Genomic DNA, 21,241 nt, shown 5'->3' on the forward strand with positions numbered 1-21,241 from the left:
ATTCTTTCACGCTTAATAAGACGCCAGCAAGGCCGAGTTATCTTTTCCAAAGCTGGGTTGTACTCCGAGGATGGGCGCAGCTCTGGCGATGATGTCACGGGCGATCGGCAGTGCCGTAAAGGCCGAGATCGTGCCGCCGCCGCGCTCGCCGCTCTTCGGCTCATCGATGAAGGTCATGACCATATATTGCGGATTGTCGATCGGGAACGCCGCCAGGAAGCTGTTGAAGTTCAGCGTATGCGAATAGCGACCGTTGACGACCTTGTCGGCCGTGCCAGTCTTGCTGCCGACATTATAACCGGGAACGCGGGCGTTGCGGCCGGAGCCACGGGTGCCGTTAAATTCGAGCAGGTAACGAACGTCGTCGCTGGTGCTCTTCTTGACCACCATCTTTGCGATCGAATCGGCTTGATCACGCGAGCGCGGCAGGAAGGTCGGCTCGATCAGCTTGCCGCCGTTGACCAACGCTGCCGCTGCAACCGCAGTCTGCAGCGGTGTGGTCGAGACGCCGTGGCCGAAGGAAATGGTGATCGAGTTGATCTTCTTCCAGACGCGAGGCTGGCTCGGCGCCTTCACCTCAGGCAATTCGGTGTCCATCTTATTGAGCAGGCCCAGGCGGGTCAGAAATTCCTTATGCGCATCGATCCCGACAAGATCGGCGATCTTCGCCGTACCGATGTTCGACGAATACTGGAAGATTTCCGGAACGCTCAGCACGCGACGCTGGCCATGGAAGTCATGAATGGTAAAGCCGCCGATGCGGATCGGGTTCGTCGCATCGAAAGCGTCGCGCAAGCTGATCTTACCGGAATCGAGCGCCATCGCCATGGTGAAGGTCTTGAAAGTCGATCCCATTTCGAACGTGCCGTTCGTCATGCGATTGAGCCATCCCTCGCTGGCGCCTTCGTTCGGATAGTTCGGATCGAAGTCGGGGGCCGAGGCCATGCCCAGCACCTCGCCCGTGTGCACGTCGATCACCGCTGCGCCTGCCCCCTTCGCCTGGAAGTTCTTGACGGCGTTGACGACCGCGTCGCGGACGATGCCCTGCACACGCAGGTCGATCGAAAGCTTCACCGGCTGCAGCGGCTGGTCGTTGGTCATGCCTGCGGCTGCCAGATCGGCGAGGCCCTGATTATCGATGTATTTCTCCATCCCGGCAACGCCGCGATTGTCGATGTTGACATAACCGAGAATATGGGGGGCGGTCGTACCACCCGGATAGAAGCGACGCTTCTCGGGACGGAAGCCGATTCCGGGGATGCCAAGCGCCAGGATCTGGCTCTGCTGCTTCGGCGTCAGCTGCCGGCGAAGCCAGGCAAAATGCGAGTTTTTGGCAGCAAGCTTCCTGTAAGTGGATTTCGCATCGAGATCCGGAAGGACCTTGCGCAGCTCTTCGACGGCCTCGTCGGCATCGATGATCTTGTTCGGCTCGGCAAACAGCGAGACTGTACGGATGTCGGTCGCCAGCAGAGCGCCGTTGCGGTCGACGATGTCCGGGCGCGAGGCCATCAGGCGATCCGGCGGCAGAATGCTGGAGGTGGTGTCGGGCGGCGTCATGGCGAACTGGGCAAGCCGGCCGCCGATCACACAATAGATGGCAATGAAGCTACCCACCAGCAGAACAACGCGGCTTTTGGCCTGATTGGCCTTGCGCTTGCGCGCTCCTTCGAACCGCGAACGGGAAAAACCATCGCTCGGTCGATTGTTGCCGTCGGTGGAGAAATGCGCCTTGCTCTTCAAGACCATGATGCGGGAAAGGAAAGACATTATTCGGCCACCGATCCCGTTGCGATGTTGTCGATTTCCGGCTTCTTGCGCTTGGCCAAGGCGGGCGCCTTGGGCCGAGGCGCCGGAGCGGACGCGACGTCGGCGATGGCCTTTCTGATCTGCGCGTCGGTCGTGTCACCATTCTTGGAGGCTGCAGCGGCAATCCCCTTGGAACCGACCGGCTTGCCGCTCTTGCCGCCGTCCTTCGCATCCGCCACGATTGGCGGCGGAACCTGCGAGCGCAGCATCGGCAACTCGCTCGGCTGAACGATGGACGTCGAAAGGGTCGGCTGCAACTGAAGCTCTTTGCTGTAGTTGTTGACCAGACGCTCGAGGCGGTTCGGCTGCGAGACCAAGGCCCAGTCGGCCTTGAGGAGTTCGATCGTGTCCTTCTCGAGCTTGATATCGGCCTCGAGACGACGAACCTCTTCCAGCTTCAACTCAGCCCGGTGCTTGATCGTATAGGTCACGCTGGCCATCGCCGTCATGACGCCAATCAGCACGATGTCAAAAGTCTTCAGCATATCAACCTCCGAGCTTTCCGAGACTGGCGAGATTGGGCAGATCGAAGATCGAGAGATCGGCGGCTTCGGCGGGTGCCGTCGTGCGAAGGCCGGCACGCAATTTGGCCGAGCGCGCCCGCGGATTGGCTTCCGCCTCCGCATCGCTCGCTGAAACCATCGACTTACCGATGGCATCGAAGGTTGCCGCCCGCTCATGCACCATCGGCATGTGTCGGGATCCGGCAGCACGGCCGGAGCGATCGGCAAAGAACTTCTTGACGATCCGGTCTTCCAGGGAATGGAAGGTTACGACAACCAGGCGCCCGCCCGGCTTGAGCGCGCGCTCGGCGGCAAACAGCGCCTGAGCCAGTTCGCTGAGCTCGTCGTTGACGAAGATGCGCAATGCCTGGAAGACGCGCGTGGCAGGATGGATCTTGTCCTTGGCCTTTCGCGGCGTCACGATCTCGATCAGACCGGCGAGGTCGCGGGTGGTCACGAAGGGAGCCTCGGCACGACGCTTTTCGATGGCATGCGCGATCCGCGGCGCCTGTTTTTCCTCGCCCAGAAACGCGAAGATGCGAATGAGATCCGCCAGTTTGGCACGATTGACGACATCGGCCGCCGACACGCCGCTTGCCGACATGCGCATGTCCAGCGGGCCGCTCTTATTGAAGGAAAAGCCGCGCTCCGCCTCATCGATCTGCATGGAAGAGACGCCGATATCGAGCACGACGCCATCGAGACCGCCGGCAGGCGCATGATCGGAGAGCTGAGAGAACTGCGACTGAATGAGCTTGAGCCGGCCCCCATGAGCCGCAACGATCGCCTGCCCAGCCGAAATCGCCGTCGGATCGCGATCGAGCGCAATTACATCGGCACCACCAGCCAGGATAGCCGAGGTATAGCCACCCGCGCCGAACGTTCCATCGAGAATAATCTTGCCAGGCGCGGGGGCCAGCGCCTCGAGCACTTCGGAAAGGAGAACCGGAATGTGACGAACCGGTCCGCCACCGGCATCAGAAGAACCTCCGCCTGAATTCGCCACCATTCCGCTTCCCCGTTCTATTCCGAGCGCCTGCCCGCCAGCCTGCGCTCCTCTCGTGCCTGCGCCTGCAAAGCCAGAAAGGCTTCCGGTCGCCACAATTGAAAATGATCCGCCCGACCGACGAAGGTCACTTCGCCTGCAATTCCGGTGAAGTCGCGGATGAAATCCGTGACCATCAGCCGCCCTTCCGCATCGAGCTTCATGAAGACCCCGCCCCCATGAATGAGGAGCGACATCTGGTTCGCCGCCGGCGAAAAAGGATCGTCCGCCGCGATCTGCCGTTCGAAGCGATCGAGCAGATCGAGACCGCCGACACTGATCGCCGGAAAAACAAAATCCTGGAAGCAATAAAGCTCCTGAATATTGCGCTCGGCCAGTACGGAACGAAACGCCGCCGGCACGGAAACCCGCCCCTTGGCATCGATCCGTTTGGTCGCATTTGACAGGAAGCGGTTCATGACCCGAAACACCCGTTCCCCATGACCCGCGTGCAATCATGCGCTCGCAGACACAGCCAAAATCGGACACAGCTTCGCAAACCGAAAGAGCCGACGCCCCTTCGACACTCCCGGAACGGGAGCATTCACGGCTTTGCGATGATTGGGCTCTGATTTGCCCGTATGCAGTGTTCGTTTGGGATACCATGGGACCATATGGGCGTCAATGGGATGAAGCCACGTCAGCCATGGCAACAGCTCGAATATTCATAAGCCGTTAAGTTTAACGAAAGGTTAGGATCACCTTCAGCGGACACCCCGAAACGGATTGTTTTCACAGGCGAAAACTCTTGCCCGCAACAACAGGAAACCCCGGAAAACCAGGGCATCCAAAGGCTCCCGAAATTATTTTGAGAGAGCGAAAGCGCCCTTGTTGAAGGGACGTGTTGATTTGCCAGTTGGCCTGTAAGCCGGGTTCTGTATGGCTCCGGCCGAGGCCGGAACGTGGCAGCCATTCATCTGGGACGGCGCTTGCGCGACGCCTCTTGCAACCCACCCGGATGACCGGCCCGGAAACAGGCTGGAGCGCTTGCGCGCTCCGCGTCATCCCTATTCGGTTTTGCTCCCGGTGGGGTTTTCCGTGCCGTCGCTGTTTCCAGAGACGCGGTGGGCTCTTACCCCACCCTTTCACCCTTACCCGGTCGCAAGACCGGGCGGTTTGCTTTCTGTGGCACTTTCCCTGAGGTTACCCTCGCCGGACGTTATCCGGCACCGTGTTTCCGTGGAGCCCGGACTTTCCTCACCTCATCGCCTTTCGGCATTGATGAAGCGCGGCTGCCCGGCCAACTGGCACTGGCTCATTAACCGAGACTTCAGGCAATTGCCACCGAAATATGCGGCTTTGCCCCGGCCCAATATCAGTTGCGGAAATGCGCTGAGAAATCCGTGCTGTAGCCTTCGTCTTTGATTCGACCTGCGAGCAGAAGCTCCGCTCCTAACCGGCCGATCTCATCGGAACTCTTGGCGGCAGTACCGCAACCGCCGGTCAAAACCGCCAGACGTGGCGACGATGTATAGCCGATCATCGGGTAGCCAGTTGGCGAATAGGAAACGGCACAGGAATTGGTGAAAGCCGGCGGGCGAGCTGCACTCGGAACAAGCTGATGGAATATCCGCACCAGATGCTCGCGCGCCTTGTCGCGGCCGTGCGTGCGGAACCACGCACGCAGCTGCGTCTCGTTTTCAAACTGAAGATCGTCCGGATCGCCGCCGATCTTGATATAATACTTGCCATCCGGATAGCGGATCGGCGGCAGCATATAGATGCTGTCCACGTCGCCTGGCGTCACCGAAATCAGCGACGGCATGCCGGAAAGCGCTTCGGCTTCGCTTTCGCTCACCTCGAAAAAGGTGACCGTGCGGCCATAAACCTTCATCTCAACAGGTCGCGGCAAGAGATTCTCGGCAATGGAAAAACCGCCGGCGGCCAGCAGCGCTTTTTCGGCGCTGAAAGTCTCGCCCTCGGCGGTCGTCACAACCGCGAGGCCAGCCTCATCGCGGATCGATAGGGCAGTCTGCTTGATCACTCGCGCGCCGGCCTTTTCCGCCAGCAGCGACTGCGCCCTCACCAGCCGGCGTGGGCTAATGTGGCCAGCGCCATGCGGTTCAAACACCCCTTCGCTTCCTGACGCAAAGGAGAAGAAGGGAAACTTCGCCTTAAGCCCGGCATCGTCGAGGATATCAGTTCGAACGCCGAGCCGCCCGGCTGCTTCGACGACATCGTCGACATAAGTGGTTTCGCTCCCCCGCTTCGGGCCGGTGACGAGGCAGCCGACGGGTGCATAGAATTGGATGCCGCTATCCCGTTCGATTTCCGCGTAGCGGCTGATCGAACGATTTGCGAGGCGGGCCCAATCCTGGTCCGGATCGATCGTCCGGGTAATGCGCCCCTCGTCATAATGGCTGCCGAAGACGCCCTCATGACTGTCGCGGTTCTCGGGTTCATCAGGCCCGATGACAGCAATGCCGTCCGTTTGCCTGGCCAGATGACGGGCGGCGGCTGCCCCCATCATACCCCGACCGACGACGATGAACCTGAAATCCGCTGCCATGCTATAACCCTCGCAAATGATGGTCGTTCGATAACATGGAAAGCGATTCCGCCCTACCCGCTACCTTGAGCATGACGTCAGTTCAGAAGCGCTAAGACCTTGCCGCAATAACGCTTCGAAACCGGGTTCATGCGCGTGGCGCCATGACCGGCATTGTATTTCAGGATGGTATTGCAGGTCGGGCCACCGCCGAGGTTCTGCGCCATGGCTAGATATTTCATGCCGAACTTGATGTTCGTCTCGGGATCGTAAAGCCCCTTGGCACGACCGGAATAGCCCATCAGCCGCGCCGTTGCCGGCTTGATCTGCATCAGGCCGATTTCCCCGGCGCTTCCGTGCGTTTTTGGATTGAAGTTGCTTTCGATCTTAATGACGGCCTTCGCCAGATCGACGGACACGCCGTTCTGCTTGGCATATTTGGTAATCAGTGCGGAGTAACGATCTTGCCGGACGAAGGACTCTTCGGCGCTACGCATTTCGGCGGGAACATTGGGCGTTGGAAAGCCGGTGGTGCGGCTGACAGTCTTGAGAGGAGCGGTCCGTTGCTTTGCATCAAGCGGTCCCGCAAAGGCACAATTATAGCCCATCAGCAGCATGCCCACGCACGCTGCTGCCGCAACAATCAAATTTTTCATGTAGTCTTTTGTCTCCGGGCGCGGGACTGCGGACAGCCTCAAGCCGTCCGTCCGGTTGGAGGCAAAAAGAGCCACCGGAGTGCACAGTCCCCATTTGTCGTCTACGACCGCGCGACACACAAACCAGACGGCGCGGCCGCCGTTCAGTGAGCGCCGTTAGATCAACGTAATGCGGAGATAATAGGGAAAAGCTGTGGCATAGCAGGGAGTTACGCACTTTACGGCTCATAGCCAGCTATGGATATCGCTGCCGGCGACCGCGTCTTTATGAAAAGCGAGGCAATGCGGACAGAAGGCGGTGAAGCGTATCGATCGTGGAAAAATCGGCGATGCCGTCGACACGCTCGGGGCGAAAATGGCGCTGGAAAGCCTCGACGTCGCCCTTCAGTTTCTCTGAAAATTCGCCTGTGATTTCAGTTCCGTACCCGTAGAGCGAGAGCATGGACTGCAAGGCCTCGATCGGCTGCCCTACATCGCCCTTCTGGAAGAAGCGCCCGCCGGTAATGGCAGCCGGCTCAACCCAGTGCCCGACACCTTCAGCCGCAAGCCGCGCCCAGGGGAATTTTTCACCCGGATCGACCTTGCGCACAGGGGCTACATCGGAGTGCCCAAGCACCCGTTCAGGCGCGATTGCCCAGCGTTGGCCGCAATCGTGACACAGTTCGATGACCGCTTCGATCTGCGCTTCAGGAAATTCAGGCAGTCCGCCGGGATGGCCGGCATTGGCTATTTCAATGCCGATCGACCGTGAGTTGATGTCGATGTCGCCATGCCACGAGCTCTTGCCCGCATGCCAGGCACGCCGCTCTTCGGGAACGAGCTGAACGATGCGTCCATCCTCGAAAACGAAGTAGTGGCTCGACACCTGGCTTTCCGGGCGACAGAGCCAATCCAGCGCTCCCTCGGCCGTGCCCATGCCGGTATAGTGCAGAAGGATGATGTCTGGTCGAACACCATCGCGCCGTTCGCCGTGGTTCGGCGACGGCTGTACCTTGGCGCGAGCGAAATCGGCCTTAAATGCATTCATGCTGCGCGGCGTTCTTTCTCGATCTCGGCATAGGCCGCATTCAAAGCTGCCATCCGCTCGTTGGCGATGGCATGGAACTCCTCCGGCACACCGCGCGATACGAGGCGATCTGGATGATTCTCATAGACGAGACCATGATAACGGCGGCGGATCGTCGGAAAATCGTCCTGGCGAGATACGCCGAGCACCTTGTAGGGATCGCGGCCACCGGCGTTCACATGCCGTGCCATGATCTGGTCGAACCGATCCTCGCTCATATGGAATATCTGAGCAACGTGCTGCAGGAAATCCATTTCCTTTTCGTGAATCAGACCATCCGCCTTGGCGATATGGAACAAGCCGTCGAGTACGTCTTCCAATACAGGGCAATTCTTGGTGCAGGTCTCGCAAAGCGTCGACAGCCGCTCCGCATAAGCTTCGTAGCCCGCCACGTCCTGCCGTGCCAGATTATAAAGGCGGGCAACATTCTTGGCCTGGTCCGGCGGAAATTCGAAAATCTCGCGAAACGCGTTGACCTCGTTTTCGGTCACAATGCCGTCCGCTTTCGCCATCTTGGCGGAAAGCGCGATGATCGCGACGGAAAAGGCCACCTTGCGGCGGGTTTCCGGATCGCCTTCGAACACGGTGCGAATAGCCTCGACCACCGCCGATAGGGCATTGCCAGCAGTGCTACCAATAGCATTCAGCAATTTTTCCCAAAACGACATAAGCGGTTCCGCAGGCTCTCATAAACTATGGGACACCTTGACCAAATAATGCCTGCCATTGCAAGCGGTCCATTCGTCGCAAGGCCGAAAACACTTTTCACAATTTGGTAATGATGCCGTGTATCAGGCTCGCGCCCACAGCCGAGCGCGAACACGGCCCGACCGAGCCTGAGCGGCAAAACAAACCGCGGATTTCTTAAATTCTTTACTTTACAGCCATGCACGCCTGTCGCATCCATTCCGACGGCAACCATCGAAATGACGCAGCTTGACTGCAAGGAGGATCTCCATGGCCAAACAGAAAGTCGCAATGCTTACAGCCGGCGGATTGGCGCCCTGCCTTTCTTCTGCGGTTGGCGGGCTTATCCAGCGCTATACCGACGTGGCGCCGGAGATCGACATCATCGCCTATCGTTCTGGCTACCAAGGTGTTCTGCTGGCTGACAGCATCGGGGTGACGCCGGCCATGCGCGACCGCGCCCACCTTCTGCACCGCTACGGCGGCTCGCCGATCGGCAACAGCCGCGTCAAACTCACCAATGCCGCCGACTGCGTGAAGCGCGGGCTGGTCAAGGAAGGCGAAAACCCGCTGCGCGTCGCAGCCGAACGCCTCGCAGCCGATGGCATCACCATTCTTCATACAATCGGCGGTGACGACACCAATACGACCGCGGCTGATCTCGCCGCCTATCTCGGCGCCAATGGCTACAACCTGACCGTCGTCGGCCTGCCGAAAACGGTCGACAACGACGTCGTGCCGATCCGCCAGTCTCTCGGCGCCTGGACGGCAGCCGAAGTCGGCGCGCATTTCTTCGACAATGTCAGCAACGAACAGACCGCTGCCCCACGTACTTTGGTCATTCATGAAGTCATGGGCCGTCACTGTGGCTGGCTGACGGCGGCCACAGCCCGCGCCTATATCCAGAAGACCAGCGCCAACGAATATGTCGAAGGCTTCATGATGAATGCCGCGATGAAGAGCATCGACGGCCTCTACCTGCCGGAAATGGCCTTCAATATCGAGGCGGAAGGCGAGCGGCTGCGGAAAATCATGGAGAAGACCGGCCAGGTGACCCTGTTCGTATCGGAAGGCGCCGCCCTCGACGCAATCGTCGCCGAGCGCGAAGCCGCCGGCGAGACCATCAAGCGCGATGCCTTCGGCCATGTGAAGATCGACACGATCAACGTCGGCGGCTGGTTCCAGAAGCAATTTGCGTCGATCATCGGCGCCGAGCGCTCCATGGTGCAGAAATCGGGTTATTTCGCGCGCTCCGCACCGGCAAACGGCGATGATCTCCGCCTTATCCAGGGCATGGTCGATCTCGCGGTCGAAAGCGCCCTCAACAAGGTGTCCGGCGTCACCGGCCACGACGAAGGCCAGGGCGGCAAGCTGCGCGTCATCGAATTCCCCCGCATTAAGGGCGGAAAGGCATTCGACATATCCGCGCCTTGGTTCGCCGACGTGATGGCGCATATCGGGCAGAAATACACACAAGCCTGACTGATCGGCGATCAATCGGCCTGATCGCTGATCAAGCGGCCCGATTCATAATCAGGCGGATTGACTGATCGTCAATCCGATGTCTTTGCTGGCGGCGAAAAAGGAATAGGGGAGGATTCCATGTCCATCGAAACCTGGCTCGCTTTCGCCGCCGCATCCTGCATTATGCTGGCCATACCGGGGCCGACCATTCTCCTTGTCATCTCTTATGCGCTTGGCCATGGCCGCAAAACGGCCTTGGCGACAGTCACCGGCGTCACGCTCGGCGACTTCACGGCGATGACAGCTTCCCTGGCCGGCCTGGGCGCCCTCCTCGCCGCCTCGGCGACCTTGTTCACGATTCTGAAGCTGATCGGCGCAGCCTATCTCGTCTTCCTCGGAATCAAGCTCTGGCGGGCTCCAATTGTGACCGGCCCGATGGGCGATAACGACAATCTTCCGGAAGAAAAACCGTTAAAGATTATGTTGCACGCTTATGTTGTAACGGCTCTCAACCCGAAGAGCATCGTCTTCTTCATCGCCTTCGTGCCGCAGTTCCTCGACATGTCGAAGCCATTTCTTGAGCAAACGCTTATTTTGGAGGCAACTTTCCTCACTCTGGCGGCATTGAATTCACTGATTTACGTCTTTGTCGCCGACATGGCGCGCGGGTTTATTCGCAAGGCAAACGTGCAACGCGCCGTTAACCGAACCGGCGGAACCCTGTTGATTGCAGCCGGCGCAGTGACCGCCGGATACCGCCGGATGGCTGCTTGACGCCGTCCAGGGTTGCGGCGCGATCACGGATAGGTTAATGGGGATTCATAATTTTATCGATCCTGTGACCGAATTGTGAGGTCCTGTGACCGAATTGCATCGCAAATTAGGTTTGGTTTTTTCGAAAGTGACAGAATGGTAGCGATCGGATTTCCCAGCCTGAAGCGCAGCGTTGCCTTATCGGCAATGATGTGCGGCGCTCTCGCAGGGTGTGCAAGCACTCAGCAGCAGCAGACGTCTCAGGCAGAACTCCCGTCGGCACACACCAACGTGCCGCATCCGAATACGACCCTGACCGCAACTGGCGCCGCCGCGCCCGCAGGCGGCGTAGCAATGGCAGCAGTAGCACCGGGTTTCATCGGGCCGCAGCTGCCGCAACAGGCGGCAATGGCAAAATCCGGTCGCGTGGCTGCCGGTACGGTCAACCAGCAGCAGATCGACGCCGCGCAGTCCCGTTTCGGCCAGCCGACGGTAGCGGCAGCAAACGGAGCGAGCGTTGCCATCGCCGCTGCGACGGGCGCGCCTGCGGCCAATATGACGGCAGCGGCCGCCTATGCCGCCTCCGACGTGCCGCTCGTTCCTTCCGTCGTTGCAATTCCGATGCCCAACCCGGCGCGTCCCGGTGATGCTGCGATGATGCCGGTCTCCGGCCCCATTGCGCAGGCAGAACCGACGATCCCGATGACATCGGACATCGCTGCCATCCAGGTCGCCGTGCCGACCCCGCGCCCCGATCCAGCTGCGCAGACAGAAGTCGCCTTTGCGACGCCCGCGCAGATCGGTGCTCTACGCTATGCGGATAACCGCGCGCATTACGACTTCAACTTCGACAGCACCGGACCGACGGTCGTGCCGGCTGTCATGACCACCCAGAATTATGATTCCGACGTTCCCACAGAGCAAAAGGGTTACGTCACGAAGCTGATTCAGAAATACGCCAAGCTTTACGAGATCCCGGAATCGCTGATCCATCGCGTCGTTCACCGCGAAAGCCGCTATAATCCGAAGGCCTATAACAGGGCCGGCTATTTCGGCCTGATGCAGATCAAATACAACACGGCCAAGTCGATGGGCTACGAAGGCCCGCCGTCCGGTCTGCTCGATGCCGAGACCAACATCAAGTATGCCGCGAAATACCTGCGCGGCGCGTGGATGACGGCGGACAGCAAGGCCCAGAACAAGGAAGCCAGCGCCGTTCAGCTCTATGCTCGAGGCTACTACTACGATGCCAAGCGCAAGGGTCTGTCGGACGTCGCCAACGGCAATTACTGATTTTACCGAAGCATCTTGAAAGCCGGCCTAGTTTGTGGCCGGCTTTATCACATCCATGATCCGCTTCAGCAGGATTTGCGGCCGGTAATCGGCCCAGGATGGCGTCAGTCCCATACGAACCACGACGAGATTGGCTGATGGAACGATCGCGATGGTCTGGCCATCGTGACCGGTCAGCCAGAACGTATCCGCCGGCAAGCCGAACTGAGCGTTCGAGCCGCCGGGGCCTGCGAGCCAGGCCTGAACCTGCGAGTAAACGCCTTCGGATGCTGTCGTCGGCGTGCGCATGGCGCCAACGAAGCCCTCCGGCAGAAGACGGCTCCCCTTCCAGACGCCATCCTGCAGCAGAAATTGGCCGAAGCGCGCCCAATCGCGCGCGTTGGCATAGAGATAGGAGCTGCCCACATAAGTTCCGCGTTCATCGGCCTCAAGAACGGCGCTGTGCATGCCGAGCGGCCCGAAAAGCGCTTCGCGCGGATAGGATATCGCAGCGCTCAGGTTCGGCAGCCGGTTCATCCAGAGCCGCGAGAGCAATATCCCGGTGCCGCTGGAATAGCTGAAGCGTTCGCCTGGCGCTGATACCTGACGCGCGTTGGCTGCGATACTCGTCGTATCCGGATCGAGGTAAAGCATGCGGGTTACATCGGAAACGTTGCCATAGGACTCGTTGAAGGCAAGGCCGCTCTCCATGGCGAGAAGGTCGCTGAGCTTGATCTCCTTGCGCGCATCGGCGCTCCATTGCGGAAGGAGATTCTTGTCGTCGAAAGACATGCGGCCGGCCAGCATGAGGCGACCGATAATGGCGGCATTGACGGTTTTCGTCATAGACCAGCCGATCAGGGGCGTAGCCTTGCTGAAGCCGTCGCCATAGGCTTCGGCCACGATATGCCCATCCTTGACCACGACGAGAGCGCGCATGGCGGGGCCGGCAAGATCGGGATTCGCCACGATATTGGCAAGCTTGGTGCCCTCTTCGCCCTCGGCGAGATTGACGGTGTCTCCGTCCGGCCACAGCGCATCGTTCTTCGGAGACTTGACCTTGTTCAGGAAGACGGCGCTGCGTGCTGCCTGCAAATCGCCGTCCGGCACTGCCGTGCAGCCGAGCGCTCCGCGATAAAGTGCATAGTTAGGAGCGAACATCCCGAGGAAACGCGCCCTGACCACGCCATCGTCCCGATCGACTGAAACCTGTATGAGCTTCAGTGCCGGATTTCCAGGAGCTTGCACATCGTCAGCCAGCACCTGAGCCGGATCGCGTTTGGCAACGAATGTGTTGGAGCAGACAATCTTGGCGGCATAGCCATCGCCGACCTTCAGCAGTTCCGGCGGCGAAACGGAAAGCCACACGGCTCCGCCTGCGACAATGATCAGCAGCAAAACAACAAGTGCTACGATCACTCTCGAAATCAAACGCATGTCACATACCCTCCTAAAGGTAGGCGGAGACAATCAGGAAACGGTGCAAGAAGAAAGCCCCATCGCCGCCGGGACTCCTGAAATATGTGCAGCAGCGCATTTCCGCCGGATATTCCAACAGTCTGCGTCATCAGACTGTAGCATTGCCGGGTTACACGCCCTGAACCTTAAAAAACGGTAACAAGACTCAGATGACGGAATTCGCCCCGGATGCCGGTCTCCAGAAGAACCGGAAACTCAAGGACGCTCTGCTGCAGCATAAGGCACTCTCCAAAGCTGGCCTCTCCGAGCGCCTCTTCGGGATGCTGTTTTCCGGCCTCGTCTATCCGCAGATCTGGGAGGATCCGGATGTCGATATGCAGGCGATGGAGCTTCAGCCGCATCACCGCATCGTCACCATCGGCTCCGGCGGCTGCAATATGCTTGCCTATCTCTCTCAGAGCCCGGCCTCGATCGATGTTGTCGACCTTAACCGTCATCATATCGCGCTGAACAAGCTGAAGCTCGCAGCCTTCCGGCTGCTGCCCGGCCATTCCGATCTGGTGCGCTTCTTCGCGACGCCGGATGCTGCCGCAAACAGCCAGGCCTACGACCTGCACATCGCACCGCGGCTGGATGCAGCCACGGCTTCCTACTGGGACGGCCGCGACCTCTATGGCCGCCGCCGCGTTACGGTCTTCAACCGCAACATCTACAAGACCGGTCTGCTCGGCCGCTTCATCGGCGCAGCCCATGTGCTCGCGCGCCTGCATGGCGTCCGGCTTGCCAAGATGACGGAAGCCCGCACGCTGCGCGAACAGCGGCAGTTCTTCGAAAACGAAATCGCTCCGATCTTCGATCGGCGGGCGGTTCGCTGGCTGCTCGGCCGCAAGAGCTCGCTCTTCGGTCTCGGCATCCCGCCGCAGCAATATGACGAACTTGCGAGCCTTGCCGGAGACGATTCCATCTCGGCCGTGCTCAAGCACCGCTTGGAAAAGCTCGCCTGCCATTTCCCGATGCGCGACAATTATTTTGCGTGGCAGGCCTTCGCACGCCGCTATGCAGGTCAGCATCAGGGCCCCCTGCCCACCTATCTGAAGCCCGAGCATTATGCCGCTATCCGCGCTAATGCCGATCGCGTCGACGTGCACCATGCCAACTTCACCGAACTGCTCGCCTCGAAGCCGGCCGCCTCTCGCGACCGCTACATCCTGCTCGATGCGCAGGATTGGATGACTGACGAGCAGCTCAACAGCCTCTGGGCGGAGATCACCCGCACGGCGCGCGAAGGCGCCCGCGTCATCTTCCGTACCGCGGCCGAAAAGAGCATCATCGAAGGCCGTCTCTCTCCGGCAATCCGCGATCAGTGGGTCTATTTCGAAGAACGTTCGCAAGAGCTCAATGCACTCGATCGTTCTGCCATCTACGGCGGCTTCCACATCTACGGGAAAAAAGCGTGAGCCAGGCGGATACCGGCATAGAGACCAGTTCCAACAACCATGCCAGGCTGATGGACGGCATGTACCGTTATCAGCGTCACATCTACGATCTGACACGCAAATACTACCTCTTCGGACGCGACCGAACGATAGCGCAACTGAACGTGCGCGTCGGCGGCTCGCTGCTTGAAGTCGGTTGCGGTACTGGCCGCAACATGCTGCTGGCTTACCGGAACTTCCCTTCCGCAAGGCTCTATGGCTTGGACATTTCGCAGGAGATGTTGATTTCCGCGCGCCGGAATTTTCGCGGCCTGAAGCAGATGCCGGATTTTCGCGTCGCCGACGCCACCGCCTTCTCGCCCACCGACTTCAATGTCGATGGTTTCGACCGCGTGATGGTTTCCTACGCGCTGTCGATGATTCCCGACTGGAAAAGTGCCATCGATGCGTCGCTCGATGCCGTGGCACCCGGCGGTGAGCTCCACATCGTCGATTTCGGCCAGCAGGAAGGCTTGCCGAGCTGGTTCCAAGCTCTTCTCAAGGGATGGCTGAGGAAGTTCCACGTCACCCCGCGCGCCGATCTCCTCACTGTGCTGCAGGAAAAGGCGCAAGCGCGCGGCATGTCTCTCAAGACCGAAAAAATCGGGCGGGGTTATGCCTGGCGAGCCGTCGTCGCCAAGCAGGCTTGAGCAACAGCTATTTTCAGCGCTAAATCACAGGCCGGAAGCAATCAAGCATAAGAATTTGCTTGAAGATAACGCATTTTTTACGTTGATATGGTGAATAAAGTGGCAAGACCAGCTGGCAACGGTATGGTCTGCCGCTCTTTCGGATTCTCGGGGACCATATTACGGAAGCCAAGTCTTGGGGCAGCAAGATCACTCGCGCCATAACAGGATACCCATGCGCCGGCTTCTGGCATGTCTACTGCCGCTCGCCCTTTTCTTGAATGGCTGCACGACGGGCTATGACGCCCTTTCGACAACGTCCCTTCCCAAAACCAAGTTCAGCGATACCAAGCCGCAGGATTTCGGCCGCGATCATCCGGAGCGCCACCCCATCCACGGCATCGATATCTCCAAATGGCAGGGCGATATCGACTGGAAAACCGTCAAGAGCTCGGGAGTTGCCTTCGTCTTCATCAAGGCGACGGAAGGCAAGGACAGGATCGATCCGCGCTTCACCGAATATTGGAATGAAGCGAGCGCCGCAGGACTTCTGCACGCGCCCTATCATTTCTTCTATTTCTGCTCCACCGCCGACGAACAGGCCGATTGGTTCATCCGCAACGTGCCGAAGGATGCCATGGCGCTTCCGCCTGTCGTCGATGTCGAATGGAATCCCGGATCACCGACCTGCAAGACCAGACCGGACCCCGAAACGGTGCGAACAGAAATCAAACGGTTCATGGATCGCCTCCAAGCCTATTACGGCAAGCGCCCGATCATCTACACATCGGTCGATTTCCACCGCCAGAATCTTGTCGGTTACTTCAAGGACTATCACTTCTGGGTTCGCTCGGTGGCAAAACATCCCAAAGAGATTTACGCGGATCGCACGTGGGCCTTCTGGCAATATACATCCACAGGTATCATTCCCGGCATCAAAGGCCCGACGGATATCAATGTCTTTGCCGGTTCCGAGCAAAATTGGCACAACTGGGTGGCAGCAGTACAGAAGCAAGGAAATTCTTGAGACTGATGCCACTTCTCTCTTGCTAATGTCACAATCTTCTGTGAAAGCGACCCTATTCTATCACTAGAGAGGATCGTTCATGGACCGTCACACCATTCGACGCAGCGCGCTCGCGTTGATCTTCGCTTCAGCCATGGCCGGCTCTGCGATCGCTCAGAGTGCGGCTCCGGCAGCAGTACCGCCCGCAAGTAGTGCGGCCACGCCGAAGCCAGCCTGCGGTGGTGATCTTGCAGCCTTCCTGGCCGGCGTGAAAGCCGAGGCGATTGCCGATGGCGCCGACGCCGCATCCGCGGACAAGACGCTGGCCGGCGCGCAGATCGACCAGAAGGTTCTCGCCATGGACCGCAGCCAGGGCGTATTCCGCCAGACCTTCCTCGAATTTTCGCAGCGTACCGTCAGCCAAGGTCGCCTGGATATCGGCCGTCAGAAGATGAAGCAGTATGCCGACGTCTTCGCCAAGGCTGAACAGGACTATGGCGTTCCTGCCGGCGTCATTACCGCCTTCTGGGCGATGGAAACCGATTTCGGCGCCGTTCAGGGCAATTTCAACACCCGCAACGCCCTGGTCACTCTCGCCCACGACTGCCGCAGGCCGGAATTCTTCCGCCCGCGCCTGATCGCGCTGATCGAGCTGGTGCAGCGTGGCGATGTCGACCCCGCAACCACGACGGGTGCATGGGCCGGCGAAATCGGCCAGACACAGATGCTGCCGCCCGATATCATCGCCTACGGCACCGACGGCGATGGCGACGGTCACGTCAACCTGAAGACAAGCGCGCCCGACGTCATCCTGACCACGGCGAGATTCCTCCAGCATCTCGGCTTCATTCGTGGCCAGCCCTGGCTGCAGGAGGTTGCGGTACCGGACAATCTGCCCTGGGAGAAATCCGGCATCGGCGGCCCGCTCACGGCCGGGGACTGGTTCAAGCTTGGCGTCAAGCCGCGCGATGGAGATACGAATTTCGCGTCGCTGCCGGCCGCCCTCATCCTGCCGCAAGGCCGCAAGGGGCCGGCGTTTCTGACCTATCCGAACTACAACACCTATCTCGGATGGAACCAGTCGTTCATCTACACGACGTCGGCCGCCTATTTCGCCACCCGCTTCGCCGGTGCTCCTCCCTACAGCAAGGGTGCGCCTGAGCCGGGCCTGAACGATGTCGACATGAAGGCGCTTCAGACTAAGCTCGTGGCGCGCGGCTACGATGTCGGCAAGATCGACGGTATCCTCGGCTCGGGTACGCGTGTCGCCATCCAGAAGGAACAGTTCCGCCTGGGCATGCCAGCCGATGGCTGGGCGACGTCTGCGCTGCTCAACGGTCTCTGAGCACTTCAACATTCCTATCGAAGAGGCGGCCAGCGAGCCGCCTTTTTATTTGTGCGCAGCTCCCGTCTGATTGCTTGCCGCCGCCGATTCCTCCCGTCGATGCAGGAAACGGGTGGAGACAATACCCCTCCTGACGTACAGATGCCTGAACGGGAGGAATGGCGATGAGCAACGACAATCGCATGAACACACTCACCTGGGGCCTGCTGCTACTGCTCGGGCTTATCTGGGGCGGCTCGTTCTTCTTTGCCCGCATTGCCGTTCACCACGTGCCGCCCTTCACTCTGGTCCTTCTGAGACTGTCACTGGCAGCGGTGGCCCTACACATCTATCTCGGCGGCCGCTTCGGCATCTATCAGACGATAAAGAGCCACTGGCCGCAATTTCTGTTGCTAGGCCTGATCAACAATGCCGTGCCCCACACTTTGATCTTCTTCGGCCAGACGCAGATGGGCGCCGGGCTCGCCTCTATCCTCAATGCGACGACACCGATCTGGACGGTACTGATCGGCAATCAATTGACGACCGATGAGCGCCTGACTTCGGCCAAGCTTGCGGGCTGCCTCACCGGACTGATCGGCACGGTTGTTCTGCTCGCTCCCAGTCTGAGCAACAGCGCCTCGGTGCCCTTCTGGGCGCTGCTGCTACCGATCCTTGCGGCGATCTCCTATGGCTTTGCGGCGATCTACGCCAAGCGCTTTAAAGGTATTGCGCCGCCCGTTGTCGCTGCTGGCCAGCTGACAGGCTCTTCGCTCATCATGTTGCCGTTCGCCCTGATCATGGACCAGCCTTGGACCCTAACGATGCCACCGGCGTCGGCAATCGCTGCCATTCTGGGCCTGGCTCTGCTGTCGACAGCCTTCGCCTATATTCTCTATTTTCGCATTATGGCGCTTGCCGGCGCCACGAACGCCTCGCTCGTCACGCTGCTGGTGCCGCCGAGCGCCATGCTGTTAGGCTTCCTTTTCCTTGGAGAACGCCTCGGCTTCTCCGAGATTGCCGGCATGATGCTCGTCGCCGCAGGCCTGCTCATTCTCGATGGCCGGGCCTACCCCTGGCTAAGACGCGGCGAGCGCCCACGCCTGACCTGATTTGCGCCGTGACCGTTAGCGGCGCCGTCTTCTACCGAAAACAGGCGGCTTGGTAACATTTATTCACAATCCGTTATAGAGCGATGCCGCAGAAATTATCGCATAAAATCAATGCCCTGTGGCGGGATCATGAATTGAAATATCAATCACGTACCGCATCGCAGCAACGAATTCCCTTTCCAAGGGACACATTTTGGACATAGAACTTACCGGCTGACTGAGGAGGAAGACATGGGATTGACGCGATCCATCAACGTCCTAGTGGTCGGTGCGGCCTTTGCCTTTGTCGTGACGATGCTCTTCATCTAACGACTTCGCGAAGCCCGCAAACGATCGAACTCCGAAAGCTAACAAAACACCGATTCCATTGGAAAAGCGCATGTCCGCGATGGACATGCGCTTTTTTATGATCAAGCGCCGTGCGCCAATACCTTAAGCGGCAGCACCAGCGCGCGCCTCTGCCTTGCGCTGAATTCCCAGCCGCTCAAGAACGGCGGAAACAAGCGGTGAGCGGTTCATGGTATAGAGATGGAATTCATAAATGCCGCGCCGCACCAGGTCCTGGATCTGCTCGGCCGCGACTTCGGCCGCGACCCTGGCACGTTCCTCGGCATAATCATCGGTGCCCTCGAAACGCTCATCCAGCCAGGACGGAATATTGGTGCCGCAGGCACCGGCAAAACGCTTCAGCTGCGTCAGATTCTGGATGGGCATGATCCCCGGCACGATCGGGATCTTGATACCAGCGGCGCGGACGCGATCATGGTAGCGCTCGAAAGCGTCATTATCGAAGAAGAACTGCGTCAATGCCCGATCGGCGCCATTATCGGCCTTGCGCTTCAGCATATCGATATCGGCTGCGGTATCGCGGCTTTCCGGATGCTTTTCCGGATAGGCCGATACGGAAATATCGAAGTCGCCGCGCTCGCGCAGAGCAGCCACCAGTTCGGCCGCATTGGCGTAACCGCCCGGATGCGGCTGATAAGCGGAGCCGACGCCGCCCGGAGGATCGCCGCGCAAAGCAACGAAACGGCGAACGCCAGCCGCAAGAAACTCATCGATCACCCGATGCGTATCCTCGCGCGTCGCACCGACGCAGGTCAAATGCGAAGCGGTGGTGAACGGTGTCTCATGGATCATCTTGCGCACGGCAGAAAGTGTCGGCGCCTTGGTCGAGCCGCCTGCTCCATAGGTGACGGAAACAAATTCCGGCTCCCAATCGCTGAGGTCCGCAACTGTGTTCCACAGCTGCTGCTCCGCCTCTTCCGATTTCGGCGGAAAGAACTCGAAGGATATGCGGATGCCATCCTGGGCATTTTCCGAATTCGAAGACATATCAAACCCTCTCGGCAAGAATGGGGGACGATTGGCGGTCCTGCTCTGCTGCCATCAGCAGCCGTGGGTCGCGCGCCAGCCAGATCGTGACTGTCAGCGCCTGACCGCCTTCTTTCCCTGAATGAAGATCCTGCACCTGCTCGACATCGAGCCCCGCCAACTTCAGCCAATCCGCTATGGTCTGATGCGAGAAGCCGAGACGCAGATGCGCATGTTCGTCACGCAAATATTCGAGCCCGTGCGGCGCCAGATCGATGATCACAAGCCGACCGCCGGGCCGCAGCATTCGCGCCGCCTCCGCAACCGCGATCTCGGGTTGATCGAGAAAATGCAGTACCTGGTGGATGGTAATCAGATCGAAATCTTGCTGCTCGAGCGGCAGATTGAAAATGTCGCCCTGGCGCACCGAAGCAGCCGTGATGTTGGAACGGTCGAGATTGGCCCGCGCAACGGCCAGCATATCGCGGCTGGCATCGATGCCGACCGCACGTCGATAGTGACCCGCCAATAGCTGCAGCATGCGGCCGGTGCCGGTGCCGAGATCGAGAAATGAGTCGATCGGCCGCGGGCCGATCAGCTCGATCAAAGCCTTGTCGACATCTTCGTCCGCAACATGCAGGCGGCGCAGCTCATCCCATTCGGCAGCATTGCGGCTGAAATAGGCCTGCGCACGCTCGGAGCGGATGCGCTTCACGGCGGCAAGGCGCTCTCCGTCGCGCAATAGAACGGCATCTTTCTCCGCCGTGTGACGCAGAAGGGTGCGGGCGAGCGTTACCGCCTTGCCTTCCTGCTTCAAGCGGAAATAGGCCCAGGCTCCCTCCTGATAACGATCGATCAGGCCGGCTTCGCCAAGCAATTTCAGATGCCGCGAGATGCGGGGCTGCGACTGGCCGAGAATTTCGGTAAGATCGGTAACGGTTAGGTCGCCGGCGGCAAGGAGCGCCAGGAGACGCAGCCGAGTCGGCTCGCCGACCGCCTTCAGCACGTCCACAACCTCATCCAAACCGAGTTTCACCAGATCCGTCATTTGATGCCCAATCAACATATAAAGATATCTTTATGTGATTTGGGTGCATTTCGCAAGAGCCATTTGGCTGCCGAGCCCGTTCGACGTCGGAATCTTGCCAGCTTCTGCCGAAAGCGGAATATTGCCGGCCATCGCCGGGCAAGCAAAAACCCCGGTTGAACCGGGGTTTTCGAA

General features: G+C 59.5%; 19 protein-coding genes and 1 other RNA gene. 8 read left to right on the plus strand and 12 right to left on the minus strand.

Annotated features, from left to right (window positions below):
* Window positions 1–12: 12 nt before the first annotated feature.
* The 9 genes from QD409_RS08475 to QD409_RS08515 form a co-directional block, all read right to left on the minus strand.
* Window positions 13–1,767 (minus strand): peptidoglycan D,D-transpeptidase FtsI family protein, encoded by a 1,755-nt coding sequence (locus QD409_RS08475; RefSeq protein ID WP_092853221.1) that lies wholly within the window; start codon window positions 1,765–1,767, stop codon window positions 13–15.
* Window positions 1,767–2,291 (minus strand): cell division protein FtsL, encoded by a 525-nt coding sequence (gene ftsL, locus QD409_RS08480; RefSeq protein ID WP_430762416.1) that lies wholly within the window; start codon window positions 2,289–2,291, stop codon window positions 1,767–1,769. The genes QD409_RS08475 and ftsL overlap by 1 nt, the downstream gene beginning before the upstream one ends.
* Window position 2,292: 1 nt before the next feature.
* A complete protein-coding gene (rsmH, locus tag QD409_RS08485) occupies window positions 2,293–3,318 on the minus strand; it encodes a 16S rRNA (cytosine(1402)-N(4))-methyltransferase RsmH (protein ID WP_430762417.1) in 1,026 nt (341 codons plus the stop codon).
* A gap of 14 nt (window positions 3,319–3,332) precedes the next feature.
* A complete protein-coding gene (mraZ, locus tag QD409_RS08490) occupies window positions 3,333–3,773 on the minus strand; it encodes a division/cell wall cluster transcriptional repressor MraZ (RefSeq protein ID WP_430762418.1) in 441 nt (146 codons plus the stop codon).
* 429 nt (window positions 3,774–4,202) lie between these two features.
* An RNA gene (gene rnpB, locus QD409_RS08495) (RNase P RNA component class A) lies at window positions 4,203–4,602 on the minus strand.
* Between the two features lie 67 nt (window positions 4,603–4,669).
* The gene (locus tag QD409_RS08500) at window positions 4,670–5,863 is read right to left on the minus strand and encodes an NAD(P)/FAD-dependent oxidoreductase (RefSeq protein WP_430762419.1); all 1,194 of its coding nucleotides are present in this window, start codon (window positions 5,861–5,863) and stop codon (window positions 4,670–4,672) included.
* A 77-nt stretch (window positions 5,864–5,940) separates the two neighbouring features.
* Window positions 5,941–6,498: a lytic transglycosylase domain-containing protein gene (locus QD409_RS08505; protein WP_430762420.1), complete on the minus strand. Its 558-nt coding sequence runs from the start codon at window positions 6,496–6,498 to the stop codon at window positions 5,941–5,943.
* A gap of 265 nt (window positions 6,499–6,763) precedes the next feature.
* Window positions 6,764–7,525 (minus strand): N-acetylmuramoyl-L-alanine amidase, encoded by a 762-nt coding sequence (locus QD409_RS08510; protein WP_430762421.1) that lies wholly within the window; start codon window positions 7,523–7,525, stop codon window positions 6,764–6,766.
* Window positions 7,522–8,232, minus strand: coding sequence for a TerB family tellurite resistance protein (locus tag QD409_RS08515; RefSeq protein ID WP_430762422.1), 711 nt, complete (start codon window positions 8,230–8,232; stop codon window positions 7,522–7,524). Before QD409_RS08515 ends, QD409_RS08510 begins: the two co-directional genes overlap by 4 nt.
* A gap of 289 nt (window positions 8,233–8,521) precedes the next feature.
* On the opposite strand from QD409_RS08515, the gene QD409_RS08520 reads away from it, so the two are divergent.
* From QD409_RS08520 to QD409_RS08530, 3 genes are all read left to right on the plus strand, one after another.
* Complete coding sequence (locus QD409_RS08520) at window positions 8,522–9,733, plus strand: pyrophosphate--fructose-6-phosphate 1-phosphotransferase (protein WP_430762423.1); 1,212 nt, start codon at window positions 8,522–8,524, stop codon at window positions 9,731–9,733.
* 120 nt (window positions 9,734–9,853) lie between these two features.
* Complete coding sequence (locus QD409_RS08525) at window positions 9,854–10,489, plus strand: LysE family translocator (protein ID WP_092853203.1); 636 nt, start codon at window positions 9,854–9,856, stop codon at window positions 10,487–10,489.
* 135 nt (window positions 10,490–10,624) lie between these two features.
* Window positions 10,625–11,761, plus strand: a complete 1,137-nt coding sequence (locus tag QD409_RS08530; protein ID WP_430762424.1) for a transglycosylase SLT domain-containing protein — start codon at window positions 10,625–10,627, stop codon at window positions 11,759–11,761.
* A 27-nt stretch (window positions 11,762–11,788) separates the two neighbouring features.
* Here QD409_RS08530 and QD409_RS08535 read toward each other — a convergent pair whose 3' ends face one another.
* The gene (locus tag QD409_RS08535; protein WP_430762425.1) at window positions 11,789–13,177 is read right to left on the minus strand and encodes a serine hydrolase domain-containing protein; all 1,389 of its coding nucleotides are present in this window, start codon (window positions 13,175–13,177) and stop codon (window positions 11,789–11,791) included.
* A 191-nt stretch (window positions 13,178–13,368) separates the two neighbouring features.
* Here QD409_RS08535 and QD409_RS08540 point away from each other — a divergent pair, with 191 nt between their 5' ends.
* From QD409_RS08540 to QD409_RS08560, 5 genes are all read left to right on the plus strand, one after another.
* Window positions 13,369–14,616, plus strand: coding sequence for a DUF3419 family protein (locus QD409_RS08540; RefSeq protein WP_092853197.1), 1,248 nt, complete (start codon window positions 13,369–13,371; stop codon window positions 14,614–14,616).
* Window positions 14,613–15,284 carry a class I SAM-dependent methyltransferase gene (locus QD409_RS08545; protein ID WP_430762426.1) on the plus strand — a complete coding sequence of 224 codons (672 nt, stop codon included), beginning with the start codon at window positions 14,613–14,615 and terminating at the stop codon, window positions 15,282–15,284. Before QD409_RS08540 ends, QD409_RS08545 begins: the two co-directional genes overlap by 4 nt.
* Before the next feature lie 214 nt (window positions 15,285–15,498).
* Window positions 15,499–16,290 carry a glycoside hydrolase family 25 protein gene (locus tag QD409_RS08550; protein ID WP_092853193.1) on the plus strand — a complete coding sequence of 264 codons (792 nt, stop codon included), beginning with the start codon at window positions 15,499–15,501 and terminating at the stop codon, window positions 16,288–16,290.
* 79 nt (window positions 16,291–16,369) lie between these two features.
* Window positions 16,370–17,614 carry a lytic murein transglycosylase gene (locus QD409_RS08555; protein WP_092853191.1) on the plus strand — a complete coding sequence of 415 codons (1,245 nt, stop codon included), beginning with the start codon at window positions 16,370–16,372 and terminating at the stop codon, window positions 17,612–17,614.
* Between the two features lie 164 nt (window positions 17,615–17,778).
* On the plus strand, window positions 17,779–18,705 hold the full coding sequence (locus QD409_RS08560; RefSeq protein WP_430762427.1) for a DMT family transporter: 927 nt from the start codon (window positions 17,779–17,781) through the stop codon (window positions 18,703–18,705).
* Window positions 18,706–19,137: 432 nt separating this feature from the next.
* Here QD409_RS08560 and metF read toward each other — a convergent pair whose 3' ends face one another.
* Complete coding sequence (gene metF, locus QD409_RS08565) at window positions 19,138–20,040, minus strand: methylenetetrahydrofolate reductase [NAD(P)H] (protein ID WP_092850853.1); 903 nt, start codon at window positions 20,038–20,040, stop codon at window positions 19,138–19,140.
* Window position 20,041: 1 nt separating this feature from the next.
* A complete protein-coding gene (locus QD409_RS08570) occupies window positions 20,042–21,067 on the minus strand; it encodes an ArsR/SmtB family transcription factor (protein WP_430762428.1) in 1,026 nt (341 codons plus the stop codon).
* Between the last annotated feature and the right edge of the window lie 174 nt (window positions 21,068–21,241).

Source organism: Rhizobium sp. BR 315 (assembly GCF_050577975.1).
GTDB classification, from domain to species: Bacteria; Pseudomonadota; Alphaproteobacteria; order Rhizobiales; family Rhizobiaceae; genus Rhizobium; species Rhizobium miluonense.